General features: G+C 66.9%; 7 protein-coding genes and 2 pseudogenes. 1 reads left to right on the top strand and 8 read right to left on the bottom strand.

Annotation, left to right across the window (positions count from 1 at the left end):
• Positions 1-120: 120 nt before the first annotated feature.
• The 8 genes and pseudogenes from GSQ95_RS22800 to GSQ95_RS22765 form a co-directional block, all read right to left on the bottom strand.
• Positions 121-1245, bottom strand: a complete 1125-nt coding sequence (locus GSQ95_RS22800; protein WP_158892348.1) for a TIGR03364 family FAD-dependent oxidoreductase — start codon at positions 1243-1245, stop codon at positions 121-123.
• A 16-nt stretch (positions 1246-1261) separates the two neighbouring features.
• A complete protein-coding gene (locus GSQ95_RS22795) occupies positions 1262-2281 on the bottom strand; it encodes a putative 2-aminoethylphosphonate ABC transporter substrate-binding protein (protein ID WP_158892350.1) in 1020 nt (339 codons plus the stop codon).
• A 26-nt stretch (positions 2282-2307) separates the two neighbouring features.
• The gene (gene phnX, locus GSQ95_RS22790; RefSeq protein WP_158892352.1) at positions 2308-3135 is read right to left on the bottom strand and encodes a phosphonoacetaldehyde hydrolase; all 828 of its coding nucleotides are present in this window, start codon (positions 3133-3135) and stop codon (positions 2308-2310) included.
• Between the two features lie 16 nt (positions 3136-3151).
• Positions 3152-4857: pseudogene (locus GSQ95_RS22785) on the bottom strand (putative 2-aminoethylphosphonate ABC transporter permease subunit).
• A complete protein-coding gene (locus GSQ95_RS22780; RefSeq protein WP_158892354.1) occupies positions 4857-5900 on the bottom strand; it encodes a putative 2-aminoethylphosphonate ABC transporter ATP-binding protein in 1044 nt (347 codons plus the stop codon). Before GSQ95_RS22780 ends, GSQ95_RS22785 begins: the two are co-directional and overlap by 1 nt.
• Before the next feature lie 114 nt (positions 5901-6014).
• A complete protein-coding gene (locus tag GSQ95_RS22775) occupies positions 6015-6878 on the bottom strand; it encodes a LysR substrate-binding domain-containing protein (RefSeq protein ID WP_158892356.1) in 864 nt (287 codons plus the stop codon).
• Between the two features lie 227 nt (positions 6879-7105).
• On the bottom strand, positions 7106-7762 hold the full coding sequence (locus GSQ95_RS22770; protein ID WP_158892358.1) for a response regulator transcription factor: 657 nt from the start codon (positions 7760-7762) through the stop codon (positions 7106-7108).
• A pseudogene (locus tag GSQ95_RS22765) lies at positions 7759-11154 on the bottom strand (ATP-binding protein). The gene GSQ95_RS22770 and the pseudogene GSQ95_RS22765 overlap by 4 nt, the downstream one beginning before the upstream one ends.
• A 295-nt stretch (positions 11155-11449) precedes the next feature.
• Here GSQ95_RS22765 and urtA point away from each other — a divergent pair.
• Positions 11450-12694, top strand: a complete 1245-nt coding sequence (gene urtA / locus GSQ95_RS22760) for an urea ABC transporter substrate-binding protein (protein WP_158892359.1) — start codon at positions 11450-11452, stop codon at positions 12692-12694.
• The last annotated feature ends 8 nt before the right edge of the window (positions 12695-12702 follow it).

Below are 12702 nucleotides of genomic sequence, written 5' to 3'. Positions count from 1 at the left end.
ACGGGGCTCTGCGGCAGCATGCCGTGACGGCGCATGCTGCCTAGATAGCAGGCCAGGCCCGCAAAGGATACTGCGGGTCACGCCTGTACGACGTGAAGGCGGCTCCTGTCCGCAGAGGTCTCAGAACACTTCCGCAATCGTTCGCTCCCTCAGTGCCAGGCCGATGCTCATGCCGAGACCGGTATGCATCAGCACGGCGGTGATCTGCGGATCGACCTGCAGGACGCTGAACGGCCCAGGGCCGCGAGCGCCGTAGACCCCTTGCCAGCGCTCGATTACCTCCAGGCGGTCGCCCAGCGTTTGCTCTGCCAACTCCAGCAGCAGGCGATCGACGTGCTCACCGTTGAAAGGTGACGCATCGCTACCGTAGTCATGGGAATCGCCGATGATGAGCTCACCCTGGGGGGTCGGACTGATCAGCAGGTGGATGCCGAGCTCCGCCAGCTCCGGTTGCTGCTGGCGGATTTCCGCGCGGATCGCCGCGGCTTCGGGCAGGTCGGCGAAGGCGCCGTAGTGGACGCAACTCAGCCCGGTCAGCACCGCGTGCTGCAGATCCAGTGGCCGGGTACAGCGGGCGCGGAGCATCTGCAGGCGGCAGACCTGGGGCTCCAGGGTCGCCAGGGGCTCGGCCAGCAGCGTCTGGTAGTCGTGTCCCGAGCAGACCAGGATGTGGCCGGCGGTGAAACGACCCGCGGTGGTCAGGGCAGTGCCCGGTGTCACGTCGCGTACCAGGGTGGAGAAATGAAACTCCACCCCCAGTCCGCGCAGAAACTCGACGATCTGCGGCAACGCCTCCCGGGAGTAGAGCTGCTGGTCGTCCAGGCCATGCAGGGCGGCGCGGTGGTGGGCGAAGCGGCCGTGGTAGAGGTCCTTGAGCGCCGCGCCGCGCAGCAGCTCGACGCGATAGCCCAGCGCCCGGGCACGGCCGGCGCAAAAGGCGTCGAGCAGGGCTTCTTCCGCAGGGGTACGGGCGAACAGCAGGGACCCGCGCTGCAGCAGGGACAGCCCAGCCGCACCCGCCAGCTCGGCCCAGAGCCCTCGCGAGCGTTGTGCCAGCGCCAGCATGGTGCCGGGTGCCTGACCGGTGACCAGGGCCTGGCCAAAGTTGCGGATGGACGCGCCGAGCGGCGTATGACTGCGTTCGATGACCCGGACCCTGAGGCCGCGGCGAACCCCGGCCCAGGCGTGGGCCAGGCCGAGGATGCCGGCACCGACCACCAGCAGATCACATTCGTGCTGACTCATGAGAAGACCCCCGGATTCAAGGTTGGCGCGGTTCGGATTTGCCGTCGTAGCGCTGGCGCCATTCGGCGAGGATGCGCTCGCGGTTCTGCGCGGCCCAGGCGAAGTCGTTGGGCGCCAGGCGCTGTTCGTAGTTGGCGGGCAGTTCGGCCATGGGCGTGGCGATACCCGGTTGCGCCAGGACGGCGAAATTGGCCTTGTAGAGATTCATGGCTGCCGGGCTCGCCGAGAAGTCGGCCAGCTTGCGCGCCGCCTCCAGGTGGTCGGTGCCCTTGACGATGGCCGTCGCCTCGATTTCCCAACCCAGGCCCTCGGCGGGCAGCACAATTTCGAGAGGCGCGCCCTGGCGCTTGAGTTGCACCGCCGGGTATTCGAAGGAGATACCGATGGGAAACTCGCCGGCCGCCGCCTGCTTGCAGGGCTTGGAGCCGGAGTGGGTGTATTGGCCGATGTTCCGATGCAGGCGGTCCAGGTAGTCCCAGCCCTTGGCCTCGCCGAACATCTGCAGCCAGGCGCTGAAGTCCAGGTAGCCGGTGCCGGAGGAGGCCGGATTGGGCATCACGATCTTGCCCTGGTACTCGGGACGGGTCAGGTCTTCCCAGGTCTTGGGCAGCGGCAGGCCCTGGCGTTCGGCCTCGATGCGATTCACACAGAGGGCCGCCGCCCAGACGTCCATGCCGACCCAGGCCGGTGGATTGGCTGTGTCGCGGTAGCGGGCGCCTATCTGCGCCAGATTCTGCGGTGCATAGGGCTGCAGCAGTCCCTGTTTTTCCAGGATCGCCAGGCTCGAAGCGGCCAGGCCCCAGATGACATCGGCCTGGGGTCGATCCTTCTCGGCGAGCAGCTTGGCGGTGACGATACCGGTGGAGTCCCGCACCCACTTGAGGTGGATGTCCGGATGCTGGGCTTCGAAGGCCTCCTGGTAGGGCTTCAACTGCTCGACCTCCAGGGCACTGTAGACAGTGAGTTCGGTGGCGGCCTGGGCGGGTAGCAGCCAGGCGCAGGCCAGGGTAGCGGCCAGGGCGGTACGCAGGAACATGGTCGGATCTCCTCGGGAAGAGCTGCTCAGCTGGCCTGGGGGCTTTCGCCGCGGGCCAGGCGGGTATCGATGTCGGCCACCACCGCCGGCAATTCGGCAAGGGTGTCGATCTGGTAGTGCGGACGACTGGCGGCGAGCAGGGCGTGGATACGCGTGCGCTCGGTGTTCAGGCGTTCGGCGGGCAGGGCCTGGTATTCCTCCCAGGACAGGCCCAGGTGGTTGCCGGAACAGCGCAGGGCGACCGTCCACATCCCGGCGCGGCGGCCTTCCAGCAGGCCGGGTGCGGTGTCGTCGACCTTGACGCAGGCGGCGACGTCGTCGATGCCCAGGGCGATGACGTTGGCCAGCGCCTGGGCCGGTCCGGGACGGGCCTTGGGCACCTCGTCGGTGGCCACCACGTGATCGGGTCGATAGCCCGCCGCGGCGGCCAGTTCAGCAACCCGGTCCATCACCGCGCGGGGATAGCCGGAGCAGCTGCCGATCTTCAGCCCGCGGGCGCGCAGGGCGGCGATGGCCTCCAGCGATCCGGGAATCAGCGCCGAGTGCTCGGCGATCCGGGCGATCTGCAGGGGCAGGAAACGCTCATGGATCGCCGTTACGTCGGCATCGTCAGGCAGCCGGCCGAAGCGGCGCTCGAAGCGCGCGGCCACCGCAGGCTGATCGCAGAGCGCGCGGATGTGATCCCACTTGCCCAGTCCCATCGGGGCCCGGGCTTCGGCGAGACTGAGCTCCACGTCGAACTCGGCGAAGGCCTCGACGAAGATGCGCGTGGGCGCGAAGGAGCCGAAGTCGATCACGGTGCCGGCCCAGTCCAGGATGGCGGCCTGCAGGCGGGTAGGGGCTTGATAGTCCATGGGCGAGGTCCTTGGGTCAGGAAGCGGTGGGAATGCGCCAGGCCTGGGTGCGGCGCAACAGCCCGCGGGAGAGCCCGGCGAGCAGCAGCGAGACGCCGGCGCTGGTGAGCAGGATCAGGGTGGCCATGGCCGCGGCGCCGCCGACGTTGCCGGCATCGTCCAGATTGAGCACGGCGATGGCGGCCAGCAGGCTGTCGGGGCTGTAGAGGAAGATGGCCGCCGAGACGGTGGTCATGGCCGAGACGAAGAGATAGCGGATGCTGTCCAGCAGCGCCGGCAGGCACAGCGGTACGGTCACCCGCAGGAAGTGCAGGGCCAGGGGTACCTTGAGCGCGCGCGCGGCGGCTTCGAATTCGTCGTCCAGCTGGCGCAGGGCGGTTGCCGCGGTGAGCTGGGCAGTGGTGAGAAAGTGCGCCACCGTACAGACCGCCAGCAGCGGCAGGCTCCATAGAGGCCGTGAAGTGGATTGGCCGGGAGGTTGTAGAAGAAGACATAGCCCAGGCCCAGCACCAGCCCGGGTACCGCCATGGGGATGAAGCACAGCAGCCGCAGCAGCCGGGTCAGGGTCGTCTGGGGCGTCTTTTCCACCAGGTAGGTGCCGGTGAAGATCAGCAGTCCACCCAGCAGGGCGCTGCTGCTGGCCAGCAGCAGGCTGTTGCCATAGGCCTGCCAACCGCCGGGGAGATCGGCGAAGGCGTAGTTGTGCAGCGACAGGGACAGGTCGTACGGCCAGAAGCGCACCAGCGAAGAATAGACCGCAGTGCCGTAGACACCGACCAGCAGGGCGCAGACCAGCACCACCAGCAGGAGCAGGCCGTGATCGCGCAGGGGGGCGGAGCAGGGCCGGTAGGGCTGCACGCGACCATCCAGGGCACCGCGCTGACGGCGCCGCAGCCAGAGATCCACGCCGAAGCTGAGCAGCGCGGGCAGCAGCAGACAGAGGCCGATCAGGGCTCCCCGACCGAATTGCTGCTGGCCCATGACCACCTTGTAGGCCTCCAGCGCCAGCGTCTGGTAGTGGCCGCCGACCACGACGGGAATGCCGAAGTCGGTGATGCAGAGGCTGAGCACCAGGCAACTCGCAGCGAAGACGCCTTGGCGAGCCGCCGGCCAGACCAGCGTGCGAAAGGTCCGCCAGGGTGAGGCGCCGAGACTGGCCGCCGCATCGAACAGGCGGGCGTCGGCCAGCGCCAGGCTGCCCAGCAGCACCATGAGCGCATGGGGAAAGGTATAGAGCGCCTGGCCGAGAACGATGCCCCAGAAGCCATAGATGTTGTCCGCTACCAGGCCACGTAACAGGCCCTGGTTGCCGAACAGATAGATCAGGGCGATGCCCGGCAGCATGGACGGTGCCAGCAGCGGCAACAGCGACAAGGCTCGCCAGAGTCCCTTGGCCGGCAGGCAGGCCCGCTGCAGGGCGTAGGCGAACAGAAAGGCGATCGGCACCACCAGCGCGACGACCGTCGTTGCCGTGGCCAGGCTGTTTTCCAGCAGCCAGCGAAAGTGGGCGCTGCTGAAGAACGCCAGGGCGCTGGCCAGGCCGCCACCCTGACTCGGGTCACCGGCCAGGCCGCGCCAGAAGATCGCCAGCAGCGGCAGCACCACGGCGAAGAGCAACAGCACCAGCAGCAGGCTCTGGCCGCCGAGGACGAAGCACCGATCGGCGCGGTCCGTTGCAGGATAGCGCTCGCCTCGGGCCGCGAGCAGGCGCTGGGAAAGGATCACGCGGCGAACACCTGCAGGGCGTGGGGCGGCAAGGCTACGCGCAGGCTCCCCCGATCGAGCGTTGCGGCGATCTCGGGCGCCAGTTCGGCAATCAGCGACAGGCCGGGCAGGGCGTTGAGCTCGAAGCCGAGACGGCAGCGATTGCAGAGAAAGATCCGCTCGCGCACCCGCCCCTGGAGCAGGTTCGGTTGGGGGACGGGCGGATTGACGAGGATCGCCTCGGGTCGGCAGAACAGTCGCCCCGGACCGGCGGGTGACGGCGTTGGCAGCGTGAGGGCCTGATCGCCGATCCAGGCGACGCCCTCCCGTAGCTCATAGGGCAGCCAGTTGCCCCGGCCGATGAATTCGGCGACGAAGGGGCTGGCCGGGCGGCGATAGAGGTCTTCCGGCGCGGCGTACTGTTCGATGCGACCCTGGTTGAGTACGGCGATACGGTCGGCCATCAGCAGTGCCTCGTCCTGATCGTGGGTGACCATCAGGGTGGTGATGCCCAGCTGGCGTTGCAGGCCGCGTAGTTCGCCGCAGAGGCGCTCGCGCACCTGGGCGTCCAGCGCCGACAGGGGTTCGTCCAGCAGCAATAGCGAGGGACGGGGCGCCAGGGCACGGGCCAGGGCAATGCGCTGCTGCTGGCCACCGGAGAGTTGGCTCGGGTATTTGCGCGCGCTGTCGCTCAGGCCGACCAGGGCCAGCAGCTCGGCCACCCGTGCCTGGCTTGCGGTTCGCGACCAGCCGCGCAGGCCGTAGGCGACATTGGCCGCCACGTCGAGGTGGGGAAAGAGCGCATAGGACTGGAACAGGATGCCGTAGTCGCGGGCCTGGGGTGGCAGGTGCGAAACGTCGCGTCCACCAAAGGCGATGGTGCCGGCGTCCTGGCGCTCCAGCCCGGCGATGCAGCGCAGCAGGGTGGTCTTGCCGCAACCGGACGGGCCGAGCAGGCAGACCAGCTCCCCGGCGGCGACGTCGAGGGAGACGTCATCCAGCGCCAGGAAATCCTCGAAGCGCTTGTGCAGTCCGCGCAGACGCAGATCGACGGTAGCCATGGCAGAGACCTCGTGAGGGTGTTGACGAGGTCGATACTGGGCGTGGGGCGCGACATCCTGATGGCAACAGGGCCAAAGCGGCCGATAGTGGTATCGGCGAATTTGGGTAGTCGGTCAGCCCTGGCGGGCTTCGCGAGCCACGGCGAGAAAGGCGGCCGGCAATCGCGCCTGGCGTCTTTCCTTGAGGCAGTAGAGGTATTCGACGATGGTCGGCGCCGCCTCCAGGGCTATCACTCGTAGCGCAGCGTGGTCCGGCACCTCGTGTCGCGCGATCACCGCTACCCCGAGGCCGCGCAGTACCGCCTCGCGGATCGACTCCCGGCTGCCGATCTCCAGCAGGCTGCCCGGACGGACACCCGCCGCCGCCAGCCAATCGTCGGTGAGCTGGCGGGTAATGGATCCCGCTTCCCGGCAGAGCAGACACTGGCCGGCCAGCGCGGCCGGTGCCAGGCGCGTGTGCCCAGCGAGGGGATGGCTGCGATGCACGGTCAGTACCAGGGGGTCTTCGCCCAGCACCAGGCGGGTGAACCGCGGATCGGGTTCCAGTTGCGAGGAGGCCGCCAGATCAACGCGATAGTCTTCCAGCGCTTCCACCACCTGCTGGGAATTGCCGATGCTCAGGGTGACCTCGATGTGCGGATAGCGCAGCCGAAAATCGCGCAGCACGTCCAGCATGTAGTAGGGCGCCGTCGCGGCGAGGCGCAGCTTTCCCTGCAATTCGGCGCTGTTGCGCAGGAGAAAGTCGATGTCGGCTTCGCGCTGCAGGAGTTCCTGCACCTTGGGCAGCAATTGGACGCCGACGTCGCTGAGCTGCAGCCGTCGACCACCGCGATGGAACAGTTCGATCCCGTACTGCGCCTCCAGGTTGCGGATCTGGGTGGTCACCGTCGGCTGGCTCAGGCAGAGCTTCTTCGCCGCCTGGGTGATGCTGCCCAGCCGCGCGACCATGTGAAACGCCTTGAGCTCCTGGCTGAGCATGGCTGACGAGGCTCCGGAAAGAGGGCTACTTGAAGGGATGAGGCGCATACCTTAGCCGCCTGACCTTTGACCCGGAAGAGGTGAAGCGCGCCCATGCGGCTGAGCTACGCCACGGCATCCACTTCGGTGATCAGTAGCTGTCCCGATGCTCAGATCGCCGCGTCCGAGGCGAGAAATGCCTCGTAGCGAGCGAAGGCCAGGGTTGCGGTGGGCATGTCCCGCCGTCTCTACCGACACACCCCAATAGCCAAGGTCGCCGCCGCCGTACGGGTTTCCACGCCGAGTTTCACGTAGACGTGTTCCAGGTGCTTGTTCACGGTGCGGGGCGAGAGGCCGAGGATGTCGCCGATGTCGCGATTGGTCTTGCCGCAGGCGACCCAGTGCAGGACCTCGACCTCGCGGCCGGTCAGCTGGTAGCGGCTGCTGAGCGGCGCCAGGTCCAGTGCGGTCCTGGCGTGCGGGCGGCTCGCTGGCAGGCCGCGCGCCGCCTGGAGTTCGCGCGCGGTGCGCAGGTGGGCCGCGACCCGTGCCAAGACCTCATCGGTCTTGAGTGGCTTGGTCACGTAGTCGATGCCGCCCGCGGCGAAGGCCTCCACCACGTGCTCGCTCTCGGTCAGGGCGGTCATGAACAGCACCGGGATGTCGGCCAGTTCGGCCTGTGCCTTGATCCGCCGGCAGGTCTCGAAGCCATCCAGTCCAGGCATCATGGCGTCCAGCAGCACCACGTCCGGGCGGCGCCGCTGCATGCGCTCCAGAGCACTGGCGCCATCCAGGGCCACCAGCACCATGTAGCCGCTGGCGTCCAGGGCGTCGGAGAGCAGGGCGAGGTTGTCCGGCGTGTCATCGACGATCAGCACCACGCTGGGCGGTAGGGCGGCGGTCATGGAATCTCTCCTTCCAAGGGCAGGTCGGCCGGCTGCAGCGCGTCTTTGAGACGGCGATTGAAGTCGTTGAGCTGAAAGCGTTTCACCAGTGCGCGCAGGGTATCGACATAGGCGGCGCTGGCCGGCTCCTCGTGCTCGATGCGGTCCAGGCAGGCGTGGATGCCTTTCACATAGCCCAGCGCCCCCAGCTCCTGTAACGCTTCCAGACTGACAGCGCTCGGCGGCTGGAGCGAGATCGATCGTGCACCAGGCGGTTCGGCGGTCCGCTCCAGCCAGATCAGATTCAGGTGCACCCTGATCTTTTCCAGCAACTGCGGCGTATGGACTGGCTTGGCCAGGTAATCGTCGCAGGCGGCCGCGGTGCTGCGTTCGCGATCGACGGCGAAGGCATTGGCGGAAATGACGATGATCGGCGCCCTGGACAGGCCATTGCGGCGGATCAGCGTGCTGGTCTCCAGCCCGTCGAGCAGCGGCATGGAAAGATCCATGAGGATGAGGTCCGGCTGCCAGAGGGCAACCTGGCGGATGGCGTCCTGGCCATTGGCGGCCTCCGCCAGTTCGAAGCCCAGGGGTTCGAGCATGCCGGCCAGCACCCGGCGGTGATCCAGGTGGTCGTCCACCAGCAGCACCCGGCGTCGCGGGCCCTGATAGCCGCTGATGCTGTGTTCGACGTGAACCAGCGCCTGGGGCACCCGCACCTCGGACAAGAATAGGCGCACCACGAAGCGGGTGCCCTCGCCGGGTGTGCTGGTCACGTCCAGGGCGCCGCCCATCAACGTCACCAGCATGCGGGTGATGGTCAGGCCCAGTCCCAGGCCGTTGTCCTGGCGCAGCGGATCACCCCGTTCGAAGGGCTGGAACAGCCGCTCCAGCTGCTCTGCGGCGATGCCCAGACCACTGTCGATGACCTCGAAGGTGGCGGTTTCCCGCGCATAGGTGACCGCCAGGATCACGCCACCCTGGTCGGTGTAGCGCACGGCATTGCCGAGCAGATTGATGAGGGTCTGCCGCACCCGTTTTTCATCGCCGCGCACCACGGCGGGCAGGCGTCCCTCGACCTCGAGGGCAAAGCTCAGGCCCTTGTCCTGGGCCTGGGGCGTGAACATCTGCTGCAGCTGTTCGAGAAATTCCGGGAAGGGAAGCTCCGAGGGTTCCAGCTGCAGCTTGCCCGCTTCGATCCGGGCCACGTCGAGCAGGCCGTCGATCAGCGAGAGCAGGTGCGAGCCATTGCGGTAGATGGTGGCCAGAGCATCCAGCTGATGGCCGCTGCTGGCCGGATCGCGCTGCAGGATCTGGGTATAGCCGAGAATGCTGTTCAGCGGCGTGCGCAACTCGTGGGACAAGCCCGTGACGTAGCGGCTCTTGGCCGCGTTGGCGGCTTCGGACGCCTCCTTGGCCCGCTGCAGCGCTTCGTCGGTCTTGCGGTGCGCCTCGATCTCCTGCATCAGCAGCGCGGTCTGCCGGGTCGATTCCTCCAGCGCCACGTGGCGGCTCTCGCGGGTCAGCACCACCCACCAGGCCAGGGCGCCGGCAAACAGCGTGAGCACCATGAAGGCCTTGAAGAAGCCCTGATACAACAGGTGACGCTCATCGACCTGCAGCCCTTGGGAGACCTGGCTGTAGATCAGCGCCAGGGCGCAGAACATCAGCCCGACCATGACCAGCAGCACGCCCAGGTAGTGCGCCAGGCGGGTATGCAGGCGCGGCACCGAAGTGTTCGGCAGCAGCCAGCGCAGCAGGGTATCGACCTGCTCGGCGAGGCGCGCCCTGGGCTTGCAGAGATCGCCACAGCGGGCATCCAGGGCGCAGCAGAGCGAGCAGATGGGCGCGCCGTAGGCAGGGCAGAAGGCGATGTCTTCGCGCTCGAAGGCGTTGGTGCAGAGCACGCATTCCAGATGGATCTGTGCGGGATGCAGCAACTTCAGCACGCTGGTCCGGGCAATGTAGTAGCGGCCTTGGGTGAGCCAGGCCAGCAGCGGCGCGCAGATCAGCGCGGAGACCAGGGATACTAGGGGTGAGGCGGCTTGCGCCAGGGCGCCGAACAGCCCCGCATGAGCCAGACCGGACAGCAGGGAGGCGAGCAGCATGGCACCGACGCCGACCGGGTTGATGTCGTAGAGGTGCGCCCGCTTGAACTCTATGTGCCGGGGTGACAGCCCCAATGGCTTGTTGATCACCAGGTCGGCGACCACGGCGCCGATCCAGGCGATGGCGATGTTGGCATAGAGCCCAAGCACCTCCTGGATGGCCTCGAACACCCCCAGCTCCATCAGCATCAGGGCGATCAGCACGTTGAACACCAACCAGACCACCCGTCCCGGGTGACTGTGGGTGACCCGGGCGAAGAAGTTGGACCAGGCCAGGGAGCCGGCTTAGGCATTGGTCAGGTTGATCTTGACCTGGCTGACGATGACGAACAGCACCATGGCCCCCATGGCCCAACCGGGCGAGGCGAACACGTAGCCGAAGGCGACCAGGTACATCTGGGTGGGTTCGGCGGCGCGCTCCAGGGGAATTTCGTGCTGCAGGGCGAGAAAGGCCAGGAAGGCGCCGGCCAGCATCTTCAGGGCGCCAGGCACTATCCAGCCGGGACCGGCCATCAGCAGCGCCGCCCACCAGCGCCGGCGATTCTGCGCGGTCTTTTCCGGAAGAAAGCGCAGGTAGTCGACCTGCTCGCCCACCTGGGTCACCAGGGCCAGCGCCACGGTACAGGCGGCGCTGAATGACAGCAGGTTGAAGGCCCCGGCCTCGCCCTCGCGGCCGGCGAAGGTGGTCCAGTCCGCCAGGGCCCCGGGATTCTTGGCAATGACGAAGGCATAGGGCAACAGCAGCAGGATCAGCCAGAGCGGCTGGCTCCAGAGCTGCAAGCGGTTGATTAGGGTGATGCCATAGGTGACTAGGGGGATGACGATGATCGAGCAGATCACGTAAGCAAGGGCCAGTGGAATACGGAAGTACAGCTCCAGGGCCAGCGCCATGATCGCCGCTTCCAGGGCGAAGAACAGGAAAGTGAAGCTGGCGTAGATCAGCGAGGTGATGGTCGAGCCGATGTAGCCGAAGCCGGCACCCCGGGTCAGCAGGTCCATGTCCACCCCGTAGCGCGCCGCGTAATAGCTGATCGGCAGGGCGGTGAGAAAGATCACCAGGCTCGCCGCCAGCACCGCCCAGAGGGTATTGGTGAAGCCATAGCTGATCGCCAGGGCGCCACCGATGGCCTCTAGGGCCAGAAAGGACACGGCGGCCAGGGCCGTGTTGGCGATGCGGAATTCCGACCACTTGCGAAACGACCGGGGGGTGTAGCGCAAGGCGTAGTCTTCCAGCGTTTCGTCGGCCACCCAGCTGTTGTAGTCCCGGCGGATCTTGGCGATACGTTGCGTCCCGGTCTGCTGCACGGCAGGGCTCCTGGGGTCTGCGTAGCGGGGGTCAGGCAAGTTCCATGCCTTGGCCCATGGTGGCACCTGGCCGCTCTCCTGCACGGTCTGGTGGGTCGGGCGTGCCCCGCGCGAGCGCGCGACAGACAGAGCATGCCCCAGGGCGTTGCAGCGGGCTGTACGTCAGATGACGTAGGTCGTTACGTCATCCTGCGTATGTTCCGCACCGACGGTCCAAGCCCATCCTTGCTCCGCAGCGCAAGCCGCAGTCCCGGTCACCAGGGGCGGCCGGCACATCACCTAGAGGAGCGACAAGATGCACAGATCAGCGGGCGTGAAATCCAGCCTTCCGCGGCGCCTGGCACTGGGCGCCGCGGCTTTGTCCCTGTTGGCAGCCAGCGTGTTCAGCCAGGGCGTGATGGCGGACGCCGCCAATACCACTGGCCTGGCCGTGACCGATACCACTGTCACCGTTGGCCAGTTGCATTCCGCCACCGGCACCATGGCCATCTCCGAGACTGGCGCGATCCAGGCCGAGCGGCTGGCCATCGACCAGATCAACGCCCAGGGCGGGGTCCTTGGGCGGCAGATCAAGATCATCCAGGAAGACGGCGCGTCCGACTGGCCGACCTTCGCCGAGAAGGCCAAGAAGCTACTGGAGGCCGACAAGGTCGCGGCGGTGTTCGGCTGCTGGACCTCGGCCTCGCGCAAGGCGGTACTGCCGATCTTCGAAAAGGACAATGGCCTGCTCTACTACCCGACCTTCTACGAGGGCCTGGAGCAGTCGAAGAACGTCTTCTACACCGGCCAGGAAGCCACCCAGCAGATCCTCTCGGCGCTGGACTGGCTGGCCAAGGAGAAGGGCGCCAAGACCTTCTACCTGGTGGGCTCGGACTACATCTGGCCGCGCACCTCGATGAAAATCGCGCGCAAGCACATCGAGAACGTGCTGCATGGCCAGGTGGTGGGGGAGGAGTACTACCCCCTGGGCGGCACCCAGTTCGGCTCCCTGACCAACAAGATCAAGCTGAAGAAGCCTGACGTGGTCTTTGCCGCGGTGGTCGGGGGCTCCAACGTGGCCTTCTACAAGCAGCTCAAGGCGGCGGGCATCACCTCGGCCAAGCAGAATCTGCTGACCCTCTCGGTGACCGAGGATGAAATGCTCGGCATCGGCGGCGAGAACATGGCCGGTTTCTACTCTTCGATGAAGTACTTCCAGACCCTGGACAATCCCAATAACAAAGCCTTCGTCGAGGCCTTCAAGGCCAAGTACGGCAAGGACGCGGTGGTGGGTGACGTCACCCAGGCGGCCTACCTCGGTCCCTGGCTGTGGAAGATGGCGGTGGAGAAGGCCGGCAGCTTCGACGTCGACAAGGTGGTGGCGGCCTCACCGGGCCTGGAGCTGAAGACCGCGCCGGAAGGCTACGTCAAGGTCCACGAGAACCATCACCTCTGGAGCCGCTCGCGCATCGCCCAGATCCAGCCTGACGGCACCTTCAAGGTGGTCTACGAGTCGCCCGAGCTGATCGAGCCCAATCCCTTCCCCAAAGGCTACCAGTAAGCCTTGAC

This window comes from Pseudomonas sp. BAV 4579, assembly GCF_009765395.1.
Taxonomy (GTDB): Bacteria; Pseudomonadota; Gammaproteobacteria; order Pseudomonadales; family Pseudomonadaceae; genus Chryseomonas; species Chryseomonas aestiva.
This window is presented reverse-complemented; position numbering and strand designations above follow the sequence as displayed.